Source organism: Corallococcus sp. AB018 (assembly GCF_003986945.1).
Classification (GTDB): Bacteria; Myxococcota; Myxococcia; order Myxococcales; family Myxococcaceae; genus Corallococcus; species Corallococcus exiguus.
Map to the genome: position 1 here is coordinate 1 of NZ_RAWR01000002.1, position 19,489 is coordinate 19,489.

Here is a 19,489-nt window from a genome sequence, read left to right on the forward strand (position 1 = left end):
GCATGCTGACGGCGGACCGTGACGCCTTCTATGATGAGGCCGTTCTCCTGCTGCGCCGCGTCCGCAGGCGCGGCAGGCTCCCCATCTGGGCCAACACCCCTGAACGGAATTAGTCGGGATGGCTTAGAAGCGGCGTCATGCTTCCGGCGTCCTCTCCGTCCCCTCGCGACTTCGCGGCCTCGGCCCTCGCGGCCTGGCTGCTGTGTCTGGGTTTGTTCGCGGTCTACACCGCGAGCCAGGTGCAGATGCAGACGGACTCGCTGTGGTCCATTCCCTCCGCGGCCAGCATCCTCCACGAGGGCAACGCCGACCTGGACGAGTACGCGCCGTCGTTCACCCCGGCGACCGCGTACGCGCGAGGCATCTACGGCGGCCGCACCTATTACGAGTATCCGCCCGGGGTGATGGTCGCCGCGCTCCCGTTCCTGGCGGCCGCGGAAGGGCTGTTCTCGCTGGGCCGGCCGGTGCTCGCGCACCTGGGCGCTCCTGGCGCGGATGCGCTGGCGTGGCTGGAGTTGTTCCGGAGCACCGGCAAGGTGGACCTGGGCTCCTTCCACCGCACCGAACAGCTCATCGGTTCGTTCTACGTGTGCGCCGCCGCGGGCGTGCTGCTCGTCGCGCTGCGAAGGCGCGTGTCCGCTCGCGCCGCGCTCGTCACCGTCCTGCTCTTCGGGCTGGGGACGACGGCGTACTCCACCGCCAGCCGCGTCCTCTGGCAGCACGGCCCCGGGCTGCTCGCCATTGCCTGTGTCGTGCTGCTGCTGGCGAGGCCCGCGCAGACGCAGCGCACCGCGTTCCTAGCCGGGCTCGCGGTGGCGCTCGCGTATGTGTGCCGGCCCACGCACTCCATCTCCGTGGTCGTCGTCACCGCGTACTTCGTCCTGCGCTTCCACCGGCTGCTGCCCGCGTACTTCGCCGGCGCGGCGCTCGTGGCGCTGCCGTTCTGCGGGTACAACCTCCACCTCTACGGCTCGATTTTGTCGCCGTACTACACGCATCCGCTGGACGTGATGGGGTCGCGCTTCGTGATGGCGCTGGCCGCGAACCTGGTGAGCCCGTCGCGCGGGCTGCTCCTCTATTCGCCGTTCCTGGTGCTCGCCGGGGTGGGGTTCGTCCAGCGGTGGCGGAGCAGGGAGTTGACGCCATACGAGAAGGCCTTCGCCGTCATCGTGCTCCTGCACTGGGTGGCCATCTCCGCGTTCCCCATCTGGTGGGCGGGGCACTCCGTGGGGCCGCGGTTCTTCACGGACGTGCTGCCCTATCTCGTCGTCTTCCTCGCGTATCCCGTGCAGCTCGCGGTGGATGCGCCCCGCCAGCATCGCGTTCTCGCGGGCGTGCTCGCCGCGACGGCCGCGTTCAGCGTCGTCTTCCACTGGCGTGCCTCCACCTCCTACGACGTGCACGCGTGGAACTCCGTGCCGGTGGACGTGGATTTCGCGACGGAGCGCGTCTGGGACTGGAAGGATCCGCAGCTCCTGCGCGCCATTCCGGCCCGCTTCCGCGGCAACTCCCCGTAGGTCAGGGGCTCCGTCGCCTGCCTGCCTTCCAGCATGCGTCAGCGTCCGGACAGCCAAGGGCCTTGGCGTGCGCCGGGGACACCCTCAGCTTTCCACCGGACCTTTCTGCTCGAGGAGACGGTGACATGGCGAAGGCGATGAGCAAGCTGCCGCGCGCGCTGGGGTGGTTCAGCGTGGGCCTGGGCGTCACGGAGTTGTTGGGTGCGTGGAACCTGCTCCGGTTCTTCGGCATCTCGCGCGGCGACAAGTGGGTGCGGGCCTACGGCGCCCGGGAGCTCGCCGCCGGTGTGGCCCTGCTGAGCCCCGCGAACAAGCGTCCGTGGCTGTGGGCGCGAGTGGCCGGTGACGCGCTCGACCTGGCCACCATGGGCAAGGGCCTGCGCGAGCCCGGCGTGCGCAAGGGCCGCCTGCTCGCAGCCACCGGCGCTGTCGCGGGCATCACGTTGCTGGACATCTACGCCGCCGCGAACGCGTAGGCCCAGGCGGGACGTGCGTTAGGCTTCCTCCCTCTTCAAAGGAAGGAAGCCCGTGCGTCCCGTTCTCCTGTCCCTGTTGCTCCTGCCCGCGCTCGCGGGTGCCGCCGCCCCCAAGGCCCAGGACCCATTCGTCTTCACGGGCGTGGAGCGCATCGTCGCCGTGGCGGACGTGCACGGCGACGTGGACGCGCTGAAGGAAGTCTTGCGGCTCGCGGGCCTCATCGACGCGAAGGACCGCTGGATTGGTGGCAAGGCGCACCTGGTGCAGACCGGGGACCTGCCGGACCGGGGCGACCACACCCGCGACGCCTTCGAGCTGCTGATGCGCCTGGAGACCGAGGCGCGCAAGGCCGGCGGCCGCGTGCACCCGTTGCTGGGCAACCACGAGCTGATGAACATGCGCGGAGACCTGCGCTACGTCACGCCCGGCGAGTTCGCCTCCTTCGCGGACCAGTCCTCCGTCGCTGACGGCCCGGGGGAACCCAAGGGGCTCCGCGGCCACGCCGCCGCCTACGCCGCGGACGGGCGCTACGGGAAGTGGCTGCGCTCGCACCCCGCCGTCATCCGCGTCAACGACACGCTCTTCCTCCACGGCGGCCTGGCGCCCACCGTTCCCGGGACCACGTTGGAGGAGGTGAACCGCTGGGTGTGGCAGGACCTGACGCCGGGGCAGGCACCGGGCGGCGGCGTGGATCCGCAGGGCCCGGTGTGGTTTCGCGGCTACGCCATCGACGACGAGGCGAAGTGGGACGCGGGCCTCACCCAGGTGCTGGAGCGCTTCGGCGCCCGCCGCATGGTGATGGGCCACACGCCGTCCAAGGATGGCCGGCTCTCCGTCCGCTTCGGCGGCCGCGTCATCGTCATCGACACCGGCCTCAGCACCCACTACGGCCGCCACCTGGCCGCGCTGGAGCTTCGCGGCGACCGCCTCACCGCGCTCTACCCGGAAGGCCGGGTGCCCCTGCTCCCCACACCGAAGGCCGCCGCGCCCGCTCCGCGCCCCGAGGCAAAGACGGGGACGAAGTAGACGGTCCTCCTCCAGACGCCTACCTGGAGCGTTCACTGGAAGTCTTTTGACTTTGATAGTCAGTATCAATATCGTCCGACCCCATCAAACGCAGGGAGCCGCGATGCACGAGGGATGCGGGCCACAGGGAAGTGCCGGAGAGCTGCGCTGCATGTGCGGCAGCCTGCTGGCGCGACTGGTGCCGGGCGGCGTGGAGCTGAAGTGCCGCCGGTGTCACCGGACGCAGGTGGTTCCGCTGGAGCCGGGTTCGTCGGCGGAGCCACGGGGCGGCGGTGCTCCCCGAGGCAATGGCGGCTGAGACGCTTTGAAGGACCGGGCCTTTCGGTGAGGGGCTCGCGGCAGTGTGTTTCCTGAGGCCCGAGGCCCTTGAGCCCAGCGCCCGACAGGCTTCCCGTGAGCGGAGGCCCCCCGGCTTTCGTGCCGGGAGGACGTGGGATGTCCGGGCGTTGGTGGCTGTGCGCGCTGCTGTGGAGTGCCGTGTCCGGCCTGGCCCGGGCGGAGGACGTGCCGTCCGCGAACGGAGGCGTGGCGCAGGCCGCGTCTCCGTCTGACGCGGAGCCCGGGCCGGAAACGCCGGGGCAGGAGTCCGCGCCCGCCGCGGAGGCCGCCACGTCAGCGGAGCCCGTGGCCGCGTCGCCGTCGCCGTTGCCGTCGCCGTCGCCGTCGGAGCCGGATGCCGCCTCCGTGTCCGCGGAGGCCGTGCCCGCGTCGCCGTCGGAGCCGGATGCCGCCTCCGTGTCCGCGGAGGCCGTGCCCGCGAAGCCCGTTCAAGCGGTGGAGGCCACGCCTCCGGTGGAGGAGCCTCCCGCGCTCCAGACGGTGGTGACGAGCTCCCGCACGCAGGAGCGTCTGCGCGAGACGCCGGTGGCCACCGAGGTCATCACCCGTTCTGAGATTGTCGCCAGCGGCGCGCGAGACGCGTCGGAGTTGTTGAACGCGCGCCCGGGCTTCGTGGTGCAGCAGGGCTTCTCGGGCTCCGGGCTGTCCATGCAGGGCCTGGCTCCGGAGTACGTGCTGGTGCTGGTGGACGGCGAGCGCGTCACCGGCAAGGTGGACGGCAACATCGACCTGTCGCGCCTGTCGCTGGAGGACATCGAGCAGGTCGAAATCGTGAAGGGCCCCGGGTCCGTGCTCTACGGCAGCGACGCGGTGGCGGGCGTGGTGAACTTCATCACCCGCCGCGCGCAGCGCACCCTGGGCGCGGACCTGCGCGCCGCGTACGGAACGCTCGGGCGCCTGGATCTGGACGCCACCGGTGAGACGCGCGGCGACGCGTGGGGCCTGCGCATGAGCGCCGGACTCCAGCGGCGCGACGCCTACGACCTGGACACCACGGACCTCGGCACCACGGGCAGCACGCTGAGTGGCTACGACCTGTCCGCGCGCGGTGACTGGCGCGGCTCGGAGACGATGTCGCTGGAGGGCACCGCTTCCTATTCGCACCGCATCCAGCGCGGCGTGGACCTGGGCGCCGCGGGCGCGGTGTTCGACCGGGCCACCCGCGACAACACCTTCGCCTCGCGCCTGTCCCCGTCCTGGCGGCTGGGGGAGAAGGTGAACCTGCGTGCGGACGTGTCCTACGGTCACTACGAGCGGCGCTACCTGCGCGACCAGCGCAACGCCTCCGCGCTGGACACCGTGGAGGACACGCGCGACCAGCAGGCCCGCGTGGGTGCGCAGATGGACGCGCGTCCCGGCGGCGGCCACGCGCTGGTGGTGGGCACCGAGTACCTGGGCGAATGGCTGCAGTCGGACCGGCTGGACGGCGGACGCGGCCGGCGCGGCCGTGGCTCCCTATACGCGCAGGACAGCTGGACGCTGTGGGAGCGCAAGGGGCTGGTGGCGATGCGCGGCGGACGGGTGGATGTGGATTCGCAGTTCGGGCTCGCGCTCACGCCCCGCTTCGCGCTGAAGGTGGACCCCCTGTCGTGGCTCACCGTGCGCGGCAGCTACGGCTGGGGCTACCGCGCGCCCAGCTTCCAGGACCTGCTCATCGACTTCGAGAACCCCTCCGTGGGTTACACCGTGCGCGGCAACCCGGACCTGAAGCCGGAGCGCTCGCGCAGCTTCAGCTTCAACGTGGAGACGCGCCCCACGCGCGACTCCGTGGTGTGGGTGGGCGTGTTCCAGCACTCGCTGCGCGACATGATTTCCGCGTCGCTGCAGTCCGAGGGCGACTTCCTGCGCTACTCGTACATCAACATCGCCCGGGCGCGCGTGCGCGGCGGCGAGCTGGGCCTTCGCCAGACGCTGCCCGGCCGCATCCAGGTGGAGCTGGGCTACACGCTCACCGACGGCACCGACCAGGAACTGGACCGCGCGCTGGAGGGCCAGTCGCGGCACCGGCTCACCGCGCAGGCCACGTGGCGCCACCGCGAGTGGGGCCTGGAGGCGAACCTGCGCGGCGCGCTCACGGGCGAGCGTCCTTTCTATCCCGATACCAACGGAGACGGTGTGGCGGATTCCTACCGTGCCAGCCCCACCGTCTCCCTGGATGCCCGAGTCGCCTGGCTGATGCCAGCGGGCGGGCTCCAGCTTTTCGTAGTGGGCAGCAACCTCACCGGTGCGGGCAATCCGACGGACCTGCCCATCCCACCCCGCACCCTCCAGGCCGGTGTCTCCACCCGGTTCTGATTCTTCACCCCTGCACACTGAAGGAGTCCGCATGTTCCTCATTCCCTTCCGTCCCGGCTTCCTGGGCCGCGCCTGCGCGGCGCTGCTCATCGCGGGTCTGGGCACCGCATGCGGTGACGACCTCCAGCCCACGCCAGGGCCTGACGAGGACGAGAACCCCGTCGTCACGCCGCAGGACGGCGCGAACCTGAAGCACCACGACAACGGCGACGGTTCGTTCACCTCCGTCGTCGACGCGACCAACGCGGAAGCGTGGGTGGGCGTGGATCTGGACACGGGCAAGCAGGTGAGCGCGACCGAGGACGCGGTCTGGGACCTGGCCTTCCAGCGCTACACGGTGAAGGCGCGCGGCGGCGTCAGCGGCACGGGCAATGTGCAGGTGGCCATCGTGCCGGGCACGACGTTCGCGGCGCTCACCCAGGCGCCCGCGTCCGGCTACATGACGGACGCGGCGGACGGCCCGGACACCGGCGACAGTCCGGACACCGTCTTCAACCTGGGGGACGGCTGGTACGTCTACGACCTGCCGACCCATACGCTCACGCCGCGTGAGCAGCTCTATGTCGTGCGCTCGGATTCCGGGACGTACTTCAAGGTGCAGGTGCAGTCGTACTACGACGCCGCCGGCACGCCCGCGATGATGAAGCTGCTCTGGGCGCAGGTGGCCGCGCCGGCCGGGGGGCAGCCGTGATGGGCCGCACGGAGGAGGGGAGCCCGCTCGCCGCGCTGCGGGAGCGCTGGGTGGCCCTGCGTGAATCCGAGCCGCGCATGCGCATCCGCGACGCGGCGGACAAGCTTGGCGTGAGCGAGGCGGAGTTGCTCGCCACCGGCTTGAACGGCGAGTTGGTGCGGCTGGAGCCGCGCCTGGACGTGCTGCTGCCCCGCCTGGAGTCGCTGGGCCGGGTGATGGCGCTCACGCGCAACGCGTCCGCGGTGCACGAGAAGAAGGGCATCTACCGCAAGGTGGAGCTGCACGGCGCCCGGGCGCTGGTGCTGGACGAGGACATCGACCTGCGGCTGTTCCTGTCGCGCTGGTGCTTCGTCTTCGCGCTGCGCGAGGACCTCTCCGGCACGGTGCGCCGCAGCTTCCAGGTGTTCGACGCCGCCGGCACGGCGGTGCACAAAATCTACCTCCAGGACGACGCGAACGTCGCCGCCTTCGAGGGGCTGGTGCGCGAGCTCCAGCACGAGGACCAGAGCCACGTGCTGGACGTGGTGCCGGTGTCTCCTCCCGCCGAGCCCCGGCCGGACTCGGAGATCGACGCGCTGGGGCTCAAGGCCGGCTGGCGCGCGCTCCAGGACACGCACGAGTTCTTCGCGCTGCTCGGCAAGTTCAAGGTGGCGCGTACGCAGGCGCTGCGGCTTGCCGGGACGGAGTTCGCGAAGCCGGTGACGCCGGACTCGCTGGGCTGGACGCTGGAGCGCGCCGCGGCGAGCGAGCTGCCCATCATGGTGTTCGTGGGCAACCCGGGCGCGATCCAAATCCACACCGGCCCGGTGCGCACGGTGCGGCCCATGGGCCCGTGGATGAACGTGATGGATCCGGGCTTCAACCTGCACGTCCGCGCGGACCACGTTCACACCGCCTGGGTGGTGCGCAAGCCCACGCGCGACGGCGACGTCACCTCGCTGGAGCTGTTCGACAAGGCGGGCGAGAACATCGCGCTGCTGTTCGGCAAGCGGAAGCCGGGCGAGCTGGAGTCCCCCGCGTGGCGGACGCTGATGGAGGAACTGGTCCGGACGCTGCCCGCGGTGGAGGTGGCGTCATGAGGCGGACGGCCTCGAAGTGGGGCCTCGCCACGGCCCTGTTCGCGCTGGTGGCGCACGCGGCGCCTCCCGCCCCCAAGCCCGCACCGGCGCCGAAGCTCATCACCATTGGACCGGCCATCACGCAGACGGTGTTCGCGCTGGGCGCGGGCGACCGGGTGGTGGGCGTGGACGACTCCAGCGCGGCGTTGCCGGAGGCGTCGAAGGTGCGCACGGTGGGCTACCAGCGCGCGCTGTCCGCGGAAGGCGTGCTGTCGCTGGGCGCGGGCCTGCTGCTGGGCTCCGCGGAGGCCGGGCCTCCGCCGGTGCTGGAGCAACTCAAGCAGGCGGGCATGAAGGTGGAGACGTTCGCCAACGAGCCCACGGTGGAGGGCGCACGCGCTCGCATCCAGGGCATCGCGGAGCGGCTGGGCACGCCGGAGCAGGGCAAGGCGCTGGTGGCGAAGCTGGACGCGGACCTGAAGAAGGCGGCGGACCGCGCGACGCAGGTGAAGGGCACGAAGCCGCCGCGCATCCTCGCCATCTACGCGCGCGGCGCGGGCACGATGATGGTGGCGGGCTCGGGCACCGTGGCGGACACGCTCATCCGCCTGACGGGCGGGATGAACGCGGCGGACTCGCTGCCGGGCTACAAGCCGCTGGGCGCGGAGGCCGTGGTGGCGGCGGCGCCGGAGTTCGTGCTGCTGCCCGCGAGCTCGGTGCCGTCCGTGGGCGGAGCGGAGGGGCTGGCGAAGCTGCCCGGTCTGTCGCAGGTGAAGGGCTGGAAGCTCGTCACCGTGGAGGACGTGGACTTCATGGGCCTGGGACCCAACCTGGGCCAGGCGGTGGCCCGCGTGCAGGACGCGCTGGCCCCGGCTTCGGCTCCGGCCCAGGCTCCGGCGAAGGGCGGCGGCAAATGAGCGCGTCGGAGGCCATGCCCGTGCCCGCTTCGCGTCCGGTGCCTTCGCGGCTGCCGGGCGCGGGGCCGTGGGTGACGCTGGGACTGCTGCTGGCGTTGATGGTCCTGGTGTCGTTGGCGGTGGGCTCCATGACGGTGCCGCCGTCCGCCATCCTCGGAAGTCTCTGGGAGGCGCTGGGCCTGGGCGAGGCCTCCCACCGGATGGACTCCATGCAGCGCGCGGTGCTGTTCACCTTGCGCCTGCCGCGCGTGCTGATGGCCGTGATGGTGGGCGGGGTGCTGGCGACGACGGGCGCCGCGCTCCAGGCACTCTTCCGCAATCCGCTGGTGGAGCCCGGCCTTCTGGGCACCTCCAGCGGAGCGGCGCTGGGCGCGGTGCTGGCCATCGTGCTGGACGTGACGCTGGCCGCGCACGTGGGGCCCTTGCGGATGCTGGTGGTGCCGGGGGTGGCCTTCCTGGGCGCGTTGGCGGCGACGGTGCTCGCCCTGCGGCTGGGCACGGGAGGCGGGCGTACGGACACGCCGCGCGTGCTGCTGGCGGGCGTGGCGGTGAGCGCGGGCGCGTTCGCGGGCATGGGCCTGCTCACGCACGCCGCGTCGGACGCGCAGCTGCGCACCATCACCTTCTGGAGCCTGGGCAGCCTGGGCGGCGCGTCGTGGGAGACCGTGGGCGCCGCGGCGATTCCGCTGGTCGTGACGCTGGGGTTGCTCTTGAGCGAGGCCCGGGCGCTCAACCTGATGCTCCTGGGCGAGCGTGAGGCGTGGCACCTGGGCGTGGACGTGGAGCGGCTCAAGCGAAAGCTCATCCTCGCCGCCGCGCTGGGCGTGGGAGCCGCGGTGTCGTTCTGCGGGATGATTGGCTTCGTGGGCCTGCTGGTGCCGGCGCTGCTGCGCATCGCGCTCGGTCCGGACCACCGCAGGCTGCTGGCCGCATCCGCGCTGTCGGGGGCTTCGCTGCTGCTCGCGGCGGATCTGCTCGCGCGGACGCTGTCCTCCCCATCGGAGCTGCCGGTGGGCGCGCTCACGTCGGTGCTGGGCGTGCCCGCCTTCATCGGACTGCTCGCGCGCAAGGGGGTGGCATGAGCCTGGAGGCACGCGGCATCGAGGTGTGGCGCGGGCGGGGGAGGGTGGCCGGTCCGCTGTCGCTGGAGGTCCAGCCCGGCGAGGTGTTGGCCGTGGTGGGCCCCAACGGCGCGGGCAAGTCGTCCCTGGTCGCGGCGCTATCAGGCGAGCTGCGCTGCAAGACGGGCGACGTGTACCTGGAGGGCCGCGCGCTGCACCAGTGGCCCTACCTGGAGCGCGCACAGCGGCTGGGCGTGCTGCCGCAGGAGTCTTCACTGGGCTTCGGCTTCACCTCGCTGGAAGTGGCGGCCCTGGGCCGCAGCCCGCATGCCCGGCGTGGCGGTGACGCGTCCGACCTGGACATCGCCCGCGCGGCGCTGGATGCCACGGACACGCAGCACCTGGCCTCGCGCGCGTACACGACGCTCTCCGGTGGCGAGCGGCAACGCGTGCAACTGGCCCGCGTGCTGGCCCAGCTGTGGACGCCGCCCGCGCACGGCCACCGCTACCTGCTGCTGGACGAGCCGACGGCGAGCCTGGACCTGTCCCACCAGCACCTGGTGCTGGAGCGTGCCCGCGCCTTCGCGCAGGACGGCGGCGCGGTGCTCGCGGTGTTGCATGACCTGAACCTGGCCGCGCGGTACGCGGACCGCATCGCGGTGTTGGACCAGGGCCGGTGCGTGGAGACGGGCACGCCTTCGGGCGTGCTGACGCCCGGCCTCATCGCGGGCACCTTCGGGTTGCAGGTGGAGGTGGTGTCGCGGCCGGACCTGCCCGGACCGCTGGTGATTCCCCTGGGCCGCGCACCCGCGCCGCCCTGACACACGGCCTTCCTCCCGCGAGGAGGGTGTCCACGCGCGAGAACGCCCCTCCAAGGCCACGCGTCGGACCCTCCTCGCGGAAGGACGTTGTGCCCTTCACACGCGGGCCACGCGCTCCCGCGTCGCGCGCCTTGGACGCGCCTGGGCCGGCTCCGGACGCAGGTAGCCGACCGCGAGCGCGGCGATTTCATCCACGAACGCATCGTCCTCCACGTAGTCCGGCCGGTCCGTCAGCGCCGTGTGGCACAGCGCCTCCACGGTGTTCACCAGGATGAAGACCGCCATGTCCAGGTTCCGGGGGCGCAGGTCCTCGAAGCGGGGCGCGAGGAACGCACGCACCAGCCGGTGCAGCCGCTGCGAGTACGCATCCGACAGGCCCCACTGCCGCATCCGCGGCATCAGCTCGTGAAGCACCTGCTGCAGGCGAGGGTTCTCCCGCTTCACCGCGAGCACCTGCCGGATGATGGCGCGCATCGCCACCGGAAGCGGCTGCCCGGCGAGCGGCACCAGCCCGGACTCGAAGTCCGCCAGTGACCGCGCGCGGTGCTGCTCCATCAGCGCCGTCACCAGCCCCTCCTTGCTGGGAAAGTATTGGTAGAGCGAACCCACGCTCACCCCCGCCTCCTGGGCGATGCGGTTGGTGCTCGCGGCCTCGTAGCCGTCCCTGAGCAGAACGCGAGCAGTCGCGGTGAGGATGGCATCAACCGTGGCCTGCGCCCGCTCCTGGCGGGGCGCCCTGCGACGGGAGGGAGGGGGACGGCGGGGCATGAGGCCTCCTCGAGGGAATGTGAGCACCACGCGAGTTGAGAACGTGAGCGACCGCTCACATTCTAACCCCATGCAAACGACCTCGTCCCAGTCCCCTGTTCGTTCGTCTGTCTCGCCGTCCTCCCCGAGGGGCAAGGCCTTCCCCTACGCAGGCCACCGCGCGCTCGTGACGGGCGCGTCGTCCGGCCTGGGGGTGGTGTTCGCCCGCGAGCTGGCGGCGCGAGGGATGGATCTCATATTGGTGGCCCGCTCCGAGGACCGGATGCGCGAGCTGGCGGCGGAGCTGAAGGAGGCCCACCACATCCAGGCGGAGGTCATCGCGTTGGACCTGGGCCGCGAGGGTGCGGGCCGCGAGCTGTACGCGCGCTGCCAGGAGAAGGGCCTGCGGGTGGACCTGCTGGTGAACAACGCGGGCTTCGGCACGCACGGGGCCTTCGACGCGGCGCCGTTCGCGCGGCAGCACGAGCAGGTGATGCTCAACGTCACGTCGCTGGCGGACACCAGCCACTTGTTCCTGCCGGACATGCTCGCGCGCGGCGTGGGCGGCATCCTCAACGTGGCGTCCATCGCGGGCTTCCAGCCGGTGCCGTACATGGCCATCTACGCGGCCAGCAAGGCGTTCGTGTTGTCCTTCACGGAGGCGCTGTCGGAGGAGACGCGCGAGCGCGGCGTGCGCGTGCTCGCCCTCTGCCCGGGCCCCGTGAAGACGGCCTTCTTCGAGGTGGTGGGCACCCAGCAGGCCGCGGTCGGCCCCATGGCGACGGCAGAGGAGGTGGTGCTGCACGCCCTCAAGGCCCTGGACCAGGGCCGCGCGTCGGTGGTGCCGGGGTGGCGCAACTGGATGCAAGCGAACCTGACGCGCTTCACGCCGCGCCGGCTGGGCCTGCGCGTGGCGGCCGGGATGATGCGGCCTCCAGGGGCGGTAGGCACGGGCACCACGCGGCTCGCGCCGTAGCAGCGTGCCCCAGGCTCAGGATGCCGGACGCCGTTTCGGCACTGTCGGCGTGGGCGAGTCCAGGGCCGCGGCGAGCTGCGCGTCGGTGAGCTGGAAGAAGGCCTCGCTGCGCGGGGCCTATTCGCCAGTGAAGACGAACGAAGTCCTCCAGCTCCGAAGGGCTGATGCCACGAAAGGCCACCACGGCCGGGTCGAGCCACTGCGCCGTGTCGATGGCGCCCTCAGCCGTCGCGAACTCCAGCCCCCATCCTTCCGGCGCCCGGACGTCCAGCAACCTGCACCGGGGTTGGCCAATCCCACGGCCTGAGGTTCTCCGCGAGGATCACTGCGCCGCCCACCGGGCACGCTTTCCGAAAACCTGTCCGACAGTCGGACAGGGATGCGCCGCATGAAGTCCCACCTCGATGGTGGGCCGCGGTCGTGGCCATACGCGGACACGAAGGTGGGGCACGGACAGAGGTCCCCCGTCCGGGGCCGGTTGCCTCAAAACCTGTCCGACAGTCGGACAGGGATGCGCCGCATGAAGCCCCAACCTCGGTGGTGGGCCACGGTCGTGGCCGTGCGCGGACCCGATGGTGGGGCACGGACAGCGGCCCCCGCCCGGGGCCGGTTGCCTCAAAACTTGTCCGACAGTCGGACAGGTTTTCGCCGCATGCGGCCCGCGAACTTGTCCGACAGTCGGACAGGTTTTTCTCCGACCGGGCCCGGAGAGTGGCCCCCTGGCTGGCAATGAGGAGGGTGGGCCCGCACGTCCATGTCAGACCCCTGTGGTTGGATGGCGATGCTGGGACGAGGAAGGGGATGGGGATGGAACGGCGAGGACTCGTGGCCTATGTGGAGGCGCAAATCGAGCGCGATATCGCGCTGGGGCGGCTGCACCCGAGCGGGCAATTCGGCTCCGAAGCGAAGCTGGCGCGCCGCTATGAGGTGTGCCGAGGCACCATCCGTGAGGCGCTGCGGCGGCTGGCCGCCCGGGGCCTGGTGATTCAGCGCCCCGGACGCAAGACGCGCGCGGTGGCGTTGGATGAGTCACTGACGCTGGAGAACCTGGGGCTGGCGCTGCATGACGCGAGCAACCCGGATGCCCGGTGGCTTCTGGAGGGCTACTTCAGCCTCAAGCGGCAGGCGCTGGTGGAGCTGCTGGCCGACTGCTGCGCGAGGGCCTCGGACCTCGACTTGGACCGGCTGGGGAGCACGTGCTTCCAGCTCCAGGACGCGGCGCGCTGGGAGTCGGGGGAAACCTGCGCGCAGGCGGAATTCGAGTTGCTGCGGCATGCGGCGCGGGTGGCGGCGCGCCCCGGGCACGTGCTCCTCGTTCAGTCCCTGCAGCGGGCCTTCCTGGGAGGAGCCGCCCAACTGCTGCCGCTCATGGGCGGAGAGGCGCTGCGCGAGTGGGCCATCCGCGTGAGCGAAATCCTGCACGAGCGCGACGTGCAGGCACTTCAGCACGAGCTGCCGGCACTGCTGAAGGCTCGCGATGAGCACGTGCTGAACGCCTTCGCCCCAACCTCCCAGGGGCGCCCATCCTCTCAGGACGACCGCGCCCAGGAGGAAATACCCCCTGCCCCTGCGTCAGCCACCGCGCAGGTCAATGCAGTGGAAGCACGCCCCGGCGTGGAGGCGCGTGGCCTTGACTGTCCCACCCCAGCAGTCGAGAGCAGTGAGGGGCTCGTCCAGGAACACGGCTTCCGCGTGGAGCAAACCAGCGGGCCGCTACTGCCTCCAGCCGCCATCGGGCTCGTACCCTGTGAGCCAGGTGGGGCGTGTGCCGGGGATTCGGTAAGCGCGGCCTTGGGCAAGGTGTCCTGCTGTCGGACAGGTCCTGCCGCCTTGGGCGTGGAGGAGCGACTCTTGCCCGGGACGTCGCCCAGTGGCTCTCGCGGTTTCTCTCAGGGGGCGGTGCACACGGACGCGGGTCCGCTTCACGGTGGCCGGGGTCCCCTGGGCCGGTGGGCTGCTCGCCTCTGGCGATTCATTGCCGTGACCCTGGGGCTGCCTGCTTCGTGAGTGGCGACAGCCCCTGCGTCCTCTGTTGTTCCTGCGGCGACTTGCGTCTGGCTATCTGCTCAAGGGACCGCCTTCGTGGAGGCGGGCGCGAAGGCCTCTCGCAGTACCTTCGCCTCCAGCGAACGGTAGATGTTGGCGTGGAGCAGGTCGGGATGGGGTTCGTACTTCCACTTCAGTCCCGTGGGCGCGTTCGCGCGGAACGCTTCGGCCAGGCGTCCGGCTTCGGCCGCTACGTCGTCGCCGGCGGACGCCATGTACAGCGTGGCCTTCAGGCCCGGCCTTGCCTTGAGCTGGTCTCCGGCCTTGCGTACCCATTCCTCGTTGTTCCACCAGAGGCTGGGGCTCAGCGCGATGGATGTGCCGAACATCCCGGGCTGGAGGAAGAACGTCTCCATGATGAACAGCCCCGCGAGCGACTCGCCGATGATGGCCGTCTCGTCGGTGGCGCGGTACTTGCGGCGGACGTGGGGCATCAGCTCGTCGCGCAGGAAGGCGCGGAACGCCGCCGAGCCACCCACGCGTGGGGCGATCTCCTTGTCCTTCGCGACCTGCGTGGGGCCGGTCATGTCCCGGCGCCGTTCGGTGTTCTCGATGCCTACCAGGATGACGGGCCGCATCTCCCCAGCGCGGATGGCGGTGTCCACCATGGTGGCGACGTGCGGGAAGTCCTCCTGTTCGCCGCCGTCGGGCATGTAGAGGACGGGGTAGCGCACGCCCTTCGCCGCGTCATAGCCGGGCGGCGTGTAGACGTTGATGCGCCGCGTTTCCTGGAGCTTCTTCGACGGCAGCGTGAACGTCGCGTGCGGAGGCATCGGCTCCGTTTCAGCGGCATGGGCCACGCCGCTGACAAGGACGACGGCGAGCAGGAACAGACGGACACACCGCATGGGCTGCCACCTCTGGAAGGGATGAATGCTCGGGTGCTTCAGCGCCGGGACGGCGAACGGGACGACGAGGACGACGACTTCGCCTTGGGCACGCGCCGGGCGACGAAGAGGGTGTGCCGCGGCCCCTTGGTGCCGTGCGCCGTGGGGTGGAGGAGGTTGACGGTGAAGCCCACCTCTTCCAGCAGCTTCACGTACGCGGGCGAGGGCCCGGCGCTCCACACCACCAGCGTTCCGTTGGAGCGCAGGGAGTTGAAGGCGTGCGATACGCCGGTGAGGTCGTAGAGGCTGTCGTTGTCCGGGTGGGTCAGGGCCTTCGGGCCGTTGTCCACGTCGAGCAGGATGGCGTCGAAGGCGCCCTGCTGCCTGCGCATCACCTTGCCCACGTCACCCTCCACCACGGTGACTCGCGGGTCCTCCAGCGGCGCGTTCGCTAGCGACGCGAGCACACCCCGGTTCCACTCCACGACCGGGGACATCAGCTCCGCGACAACGATGCGGGCACCCGGTCCCAGGCGGTCGAGCACCGCGCGGACCGTGAAGCCGAAGCCCAGCCCGCCCACGAGCACCCGGGCGGGCGCGTCCGCCGCGAAGTTCGCGCAGCCGGCGTCGGCCATGGCCATCTCAGAGCCATGCTGGCGGCTGGACATCAACGTCTGGCCGCGCACGCGCAGCACGTACTCTTCGTCCCGCTTGGCGAGCACGACCTCGCCCACGTCCGGCAACTGCGCTCGCTCCACTGTTTCCCAGGGCTTCATGCCAGCGCTCTTCGCGCGACCGGGCCTCCGGGTCAAGTCGCAGCCTTGACACCCCGGGACGTGCCTGCGAAATGCGGACGACCGCCCCCACCCCATGGAACGCAACGGACGACAGGCGTGGCCCCTGGAGCTCTCCGAGCCCTTGCGCGAGGTGGACCGCCTGCGCCGGGGAGGCCGCTACACGTCGGCGCTGGCGCTGGCGCGGACACTGGCGGAGGCGCATCCGACGCAGGTGCGGGTGCTGGTGGAGGTGGGGCTGACGCTGGGGGTGTGGGGTGGCCAGCCGGCGGAGGCGCTGCCCTGGTTCGACCGCGTGCTGGAGCTGGCGCCGGGCCACGTGGCCACGCGCTACCACCGGGCGCTCACGCTCGCTCGGCTGGGCAGGCACGCGGAGGCGGTGGAGGAGTTCGCGCAGGTGGAGGCCGCGGGGTTCCGCAAGGCGCTGGTGCTGCACATGAAGCGCGCGGAGTCGCTCGAAGTGCTGGGGCGGCTGACGGAGGCGGAGGCGGACTGGACGGCGGCCCTGGCGGAGGACCGGGGCAATCCGTGGCTGCTCCAGCAGCGGGCCCGGAGTCGCACCCGCGCGGGGCGGATGGATGCCGCGGAAGCGGACCTCACCGAAGCACTCGCGTCCCAGGTCGGTGACGCGGTGGATCCCGAACTGCTGCACGAGCGGGGCGTGCTCAGGCTTCAGCGTGGCGATGTCACGGGCGCTCGCGCGGACTTCGACGCGGGGCTCCAGGCCTTCCGCGTGGGTGACCCGCCGTCGCTGCTGGACGCGCTTCGACGTGGGCTCCAGAACGCGGCATCCCGTGAGGGCGGGACGCGCTGAGCGCTGCTGTCCTCGCGACTGCCGTGCTGCCTCGGATGGCTACGCGTGCTCGACTTGTGCCGGCGCGGGACGGCCGCCGACACGGTTCGAGACCGCGAAGATCCCAGCTCCGATCAGTGTGAGCGCGACGGCGGCCCAGGCCGGCGCGAGGTATCCATACCCGGCCGCGATGACCACGCCGCCCAGCCATGCTCCCGCGGCGTTGGCGATGTTCAGGGCGGAGTGCGACATCGACGCGGCCAGCGAGGGCGCACCGGGCGAAGCCTCCATGAGCCGCACCTGCACCGCGGGCGCGAGGAACTGCGCCGAGATGCCGATGAGGAACACGAGCGGGACCGCCGCCCAGGGCGATGTCGCCGTGAGCGCGAACAGGGCCATCACCAGCGTCGTCGCGCCAAACCCCACCCACATCGCGAGCGACACCGAATGGTCCGTCAGACGGCCTCCCAGCATCGCCCCCGTCGTCATGCCCACGCCAAAGAGGGCGAGCACCCACGGCAGCGCCGACTCGGGCAGGCCCGACGCGAACGTCAGCGTCGGCGCGATGTAGCTGTAGACCGCGAACAGCCCTCCGAAGCCCACCGCGCCCACCAGCGACGTCCACCACACCTGCGGCTGCTTCAGCGCGGACAACTCCTGACGGATGCTGCTTCCTCCCAGTGACGCCACGTGTGGCACCCACAGCCACAGGGCCGCGAGCGTCACCAGTCCGATGGCACCGACCAGCAGGAACGTGCTTCGCCATCCCAGCTGCTGCCCCAGGAACGTCGCCACCGGGACGCCGATGATGTTGGCGACGGTGAGCCCGGCCATGATCAGCGCCACCGCGCGCCCTTTGCGCCCGGCTCCCAACAGCTCGGCTCCCACGACGGAGGCCACCCCGAAGTAGGCGCCGTGCGGCAGGCCCGCCATGAACCGGGCCACGACGAGCGTGTCGAGGGTCGGTGCCAGCGCCGAGGCCGTGTTGCCCAGGGTGAACGCCACCATCAACAGCAGCAGCAACGCCCGGCGCGACATCCGAGCCGTCACGATGGCGACCAGCGGCGCTCCCACGACCACGCCCAGCGCATAGGCGGCGATGACATGCCCGCTCCGGGGAATCGTCGTCCCCAGCCCGCTCGCGATCTGCGGGAGGATGCCCATGGTGGCGAACTCGGTCGTCCCGATGCCGAAGCCACCCAGGGACAGCGCCAGGAGCGCCCTTCCTACGTCTTGCTGCTTCATGGGGGGCCCCGTATCAGGTCGGCGGACGCCTGTCGCTTCGGGGCTCAACCCTCGCGGGGGATGGGCTCGAACTCGATCGTCTTCCCGTGGGGGCGCACGTAATAGAGGTGGATGCGCAGGTGCGGGTACGCCGTCTGGAGCTCCTTCGCGCCGAAGTGCAGGTCCTTCAGCTGCTGCTCCACGGCGATGTCCGGCCCCAGCGCGCTGTGCTTCGCGTGGTAGTAGCCGCACCCCGCGTGCGCCAGCAGCAGCACGTCCTCGATGTGGTGGCCTTCGATGAGGAAGCGGGCGGCCTTCGTGAAGCCCTCGCTCTCCAGGTAGTCCGACGCCCAGCGGTTGAGGAGCGCGGGGCCTCCAGGAAGGGTGAGCGTGTCGATGCGCGGGTGGCCCAGGTGCCGGGCCAGGTCCTCCACGGCCTCGGTGAAGCGCCCGTCCGAGCAGTACACGGCCAGGGTCTTCGGGTGGACCGCTTCAAAGGGGACGCGGGAGACGAAGGGTGCGGACATGCGCCCCAGGTTAATGGCTCCCGGCCTCCACGAAAGCGCCTTGTGCCCCGCGGCACTCCCGGGGCGCGGGTGGGACATGGACTCAGCCCTCGCGAATGGCCCGGGCCTCGAGCGCGGCACGGGCCCGCTCCGCGAGCCGGAGGCTGTCGGGAAGCTCCCGGCCCAGCAGCCTCGGGACGCCCACGGCCAGCGCCACCGCGTTGCTGTAGAAGCACGCCTGCGCCCGCGACAGGTCCGCGAGCGGCAGCACGCGCTCCACCACCGGCAGGCCCTCCACGGACGCCATGGCCAGCAGCACCGCGCGCGCGATGCCCGGCAGGCACGGCGCGGACAGCGGCGGGGTGACGAGCGCGCCGTCCAGCTGCACGAAGAGGTTGGCCGTGGGCAGCTCGCAGACCTCCGCTGCCTCGTTGGTGAGCACGGGCATCCACGGCAGCAGCGCGTGCTGGCGGAAGTACGCCAGGCCCTTGTGGTTCACCGTGCGCTCCGCGCGCCGGTAGGCCCCGGCCTCCACGCCTTCCAGTTCGCGGCCCTGCCGGTGCAGGGCTTCGAGCTCCGCGGGGAGGGGACGGAAGGTGCACAGCACGTGACCGTCGCTGACCGCGAGCTTGCCCACGCCGGTGAAGCGGGGACCCATCGCCGCATCCGCGGTGAGACAGCGGCGCAGGGCTTCCCGCACGGCGTCCTCGCGGAGGAGCGAGGGCGCCGGAGCGCGCACCGCCGTGGAGAACGCGTCCAGGCTTCCGCGCAGGCGGGACAGGTGCCGTGCGAGGAGCCTCGGCTGCCCGGCGTCGATGCGGAACGTGGTGAAGAAGCCCGCGCCGAAGAAGAAGCCCTGGGAGAAGTCGTGCAGGCGCAGGTCCTCCCAGCGCTGGACGACGCCATCGACGGAGACGGTGGAGAACATGATCAGGCCTGGAGGACGGCGGGCAGGTAGCTGTCGAGCGGTGCCGTGGCGGTGCTCGGGATGCGCAGCTTCACCCGGTCGGGTCCCACGCTGAAGGTGTCCCAGGAGAAGAGGAACAATCGCCGCTCGCGAACGCGGTCATGGACGTCCGCCCAGGGAATGCACAGCGGCGGGTGGCCCAGGCGAAAGAGGAAGAACACCGCGAGGTAGAGCCCCCGCGCGTCGCCGCCCAGGGTGAGGCAGTTGCCGTACGACACCCCGCCCACCTCGCCGGAGACGAAGGAGCTGCACGGAAAGCCTCCGCCCTTGTCCAGACGGTAGTCCCGCGCGAGCCGCCGCCAGCCTCCCATCGCGGCGAGGACGTACGAGACGAGCACGAACATCCCCGGGAACATGAAGAAGAAGAGCCACGGCGGCAGATGAAAAGCGGGCTGCGGGTGCATGGC

20 protein-coding genes are annotated in these 19,489 nt (G+C 71.3%); 13 read left to right on the forward strand and 7 right to left on the reverse strand.

What is annotated here, in order from left to right; all coding sequences use genetic code 11:
* The first annotated feature begins 137 nt into the window (after positions 1-137).
* The 10 genes from D7Y11_RS00350 to D7Y11_RS00395 all read left to right on the forward strand — a co-directional run bounded on the left by D7Y11_RS00350 (position 138) and on the right by D7Y11_RS00395 (position 10,202).
* Positions 138-1,517, forward strand: coding sequence for a hypothetical protein (locus D7Y11_RS00350; protein WP_121755653.1), 1,380 nt, complete (start codon positions 138-140; stop codon positions 1,515-1,517).
* A gap of 125 nt (positions 1,518-1,642) precedes the next feature.
* Positions 1,643-1,993, forward strand: a complete 351-nt coding sequence (locus D7Y11_RS00355) for a hypothetical protein (RefSeq protein WP_120579282.1) — start codon at positions 1,643-1,645, stop codon at positions 1,991-1,993.
* A 52-nt stretch (positions 1,994-2,045) separates the two neighbouring features.
* Positions 2,046-3,020 carry a metallophosphoesterase gene (locus D7Y11_RS00360; protein WP_121755652.1) on the forward strand — a complete coding sequence of 325 codons (975 nt, stop codon included), beginning with the start codon at positions 2,046-2,048 and terminating at the stop codon, positions 3,018-3,020.
* A 151-nt stretch (positions 3,021-3,171) separates the two neighbouring features.
* Positions 3,172-3,318: a hypothetical protein gene (locus D7Y11_RS00365; protein WP_233601300.1), complete on the forward strand. Its 147-nt coding sequence runs from the start codon at positions 3,172-3,174 to the stop codon at positions 3,316-3,318.
* Positions 3,319-3,455: 137 nt separating this feature from the next.
* Positions 3,456-5,654 (forward strand): TonB-dependent siderophore receptor, encoded by a 2,199-nt coding sequence (locus D7Y11_RS00370; protein WP_121755651.1) that lies wholly within the window; start codon positions 3,456-3,458, stop codon positions 5,652-5,654.
* Between the two features lie 31 nt (positions 5,655-5,685).
* Positions 5,686-6,345, forward strand: a complete 660-nt coding sequence (locus D7Y11_RS00375) for an HmuY family protein (protein ID WP_121755650.1) — start codon at positions 5,686-5,688, stop codon at positions 6,343-6,345.
* On the forward strand, positions 6,345-7,424 hold the full coding sequence (locus D7Y11_RS00380; RefSeq protein WP_120597552.1) for a hemin-degrading factor: 1,080 nt from the start codon (positions 6,345-6,347) through the stop codon (positions 7,422-7,424). The genes D7Y11_RS00375 and D7Y11_RS00380 overlap by 1 nt, the downstream gene beginning before the upstream one ends.
* Positions 7,421-8,320, forward strand: coding sequence for a hemin ABC transporter substrate-binding protein (locus D7Y11_RS00385; RefSeq protein ID WP_120580937.1), 900 nt, complete (start codon positions 7,421-7,423; stop codon positions 8,318-8,320). Before D7Y11_RS00380 ends, D7Y11_RS00385 begins: the two co-directional genes overlap by 4 nt.
* The gene (locus D7Y11_RS00390; protein ID WP_121755649.1) at positions 8,317-9,402 is read left to right on the forward strand and encodes an iron ABC transporter permease; all 1,086 of its coding nucleotides are present in this window, start codon (positions 8,317-8,319) and stop codon (positions 9,400-9,402) included. The genes D7Y11_RS00385 and D7Y11_RS00390 overlap by 4 nt, the downstream gene beginning before the upstream one ends.
* Positions 9,399-10,202 (forward strand): heme ABC transporter ATP-binding protein, encoded by an 804-nt coding sequence (locus D7Y11_RS00395; protein WP_120580939.1) that lies wholly within the window; start codon positions 9,399-9,401, stop codon positions 10,200-10,202. The genes D7Y11_RS00390 and D7Y11_RS00395 overlap by 4 nt, the downstream gene beginning before the upstream one ends.
* Before the next feature lie 96 nt (positions 10,203-10,298).
* On the opposite strand, the gene D7Y11_RS00400 is transcribed toward D7Y11_RS00395, so the two are convergent.
* Positions 10,299-10,970: a TetR/AcrR family transcriptional regulator gene (locus D7Y11_RS00400; RefSeq protein ID WP_120580940.1), complete on the reverse strand. Its 672-nt coding sequence runs from the start codon at positions 10,968-10,970 to the stop codon at positions 10,299-10,301.
* 70 nt (positions 10,971-11,040) lie between these two features.
* Here D7Y11_RS00400 and D7Y11_RS00405 point away from each other — a divergent pair, with 70 nt between their 5' ends.
* Both D7Y11_RS00405 and D7Y11_RS00410 read left to right on the forward strand, forming a co-directional pair.
* The gene (locus D7Y11_RS00405; protein ID WP_121755647.1) at positions 11,041-11,925 is read left to right on the forward strand and encodes an SDR family oxidoreductase; all 885 of its coding nucleotides are present in this window, start codon (positions 11,041-11,043) and stop codon (positions 11,923-11,925) included.
* A gap of 801 nt (positions 11,926-12,726) precedes the next feature.
* Positions 12,727-13,932, forward strand: a complete 1,206-nt coding sequence (locus tag D7Y11_RS00410; RefSeq protein ID WP_126932735.1) for a FadR/GntR family transcriptional regulator — start codon at positions 12,727-12,729, stop codon at positions 13,930-13,932.
* Positions 13,933-13,991: 59 nt separating this feature from the next.
* On the opposite strand, the gene D7Y11_RS00415 is transcribed toward D7Y11_RS00410, so the two are convergent.
* Together D7Y11_RS00415 and D7Y11_RS00420 are read right to left on the reverse strand one after the other, a co-directional pair.
* The gene (locus D7Y11_RS00415; protein ID WP_121754310.1) at positions 13,992-14,819 is read right to left on the reverse strand and encodes an alpha/beta hydrolase; all 828 of its coding nucleotides are present in this window, start codon (positions 14,817-14,819) and stop codon (positions 13,992-13,994) included.
* 38 nt (positions 14,820-14,857) lie between these two features.
* The gene (locus D7Y11_RS00420; protein ID WP_120580944.1) at positions 14,858-15,574 is read right to left on the reverse strand and encodes a hypothetical protein; all 717 of its coding nucleotides are present in this window, start codon (positions 15,572-15,574) and stop codon (positions 14,858-14,860) included.
* Between the two features lie 94 nt (positions 15,575-15,668).
* Between D7Y11_RS00420 and D7Y11_RS00425 the strand changes: the two genes are divergently transcribed.
* On the forward strand, positions 15,669-16,406 hold the full coding sequence (locus tag D7Y11_RS00425; protein ID WP_121754311.1) for a tetratricopeptide repeat protein: 738 nt from the start codon (positions 15,669-15,671) through the stop codon (positions 16,404-16,406).
* Between the two features lie 39 nt (positions 16,407-16,445).
* Here D7Y11_RS00425 and D7Y11_RS00430 read toward each other — a convergent pair whose 3' ends face one another.
* The 4 genes from D7Y11_RS00430 to D7Y11_RS00445 all read right to left on the reverse strand — a co-directional run bounded on the left by D7Y11_RS00430 (position 16,446) and on the right by D7Y11_RS00445 (position 19,486).
* On the reverse strand, positions 16,446-17,630 hold the full coding sequence (locus D7Y11_RS00430; protein ID WP_121754312.1) for an MFS transporter: 1,185 nt from the start codon (positions 17,628-17,630) through the stop codon (positions 16,446-16,448).
* Positions 17,631-17,674: 44 nt separating this feature from the next.
* Positions 17,675-18,136, reverse strand: a complete 462-nt coding sequence (locus D7Y11_RS00435) for a carbonic anhydrase (RefSeq protein WP_120578369.1) — start codon at positions 18,134-18,136, stop codon at positions 17,675-17,677.
* An 82-nt stretch (positions 18,137-18,218) separates the two neighbouring features.
* Positions 18,219-19,043 (reverse strand): aminotransferase class IV, encoded by an 825-nt coding sequence (locus tag D7Y11_RS00440; protein ID WP_121754313.1) that lies wholly within the window; start codon positions 19,041-19,043, stop codon positions 18,219-18,221.
* 2 nt (positions 19,044-19,045) lie between these two features.
* Positions 19,046-19,486 (reverse strand): hypothetical protein, encoded by a 441-nt coding sequence (locus tag D7Y11_RS00445; RefSeq protein WP_121754314.1) that lies wholly within the window; start codon positions 19,484-19,486, stop codon positions 19,046-19,048.
* Between the last annotated feature and the right edge of the window lie 3 nt (positions 19,487-19,489).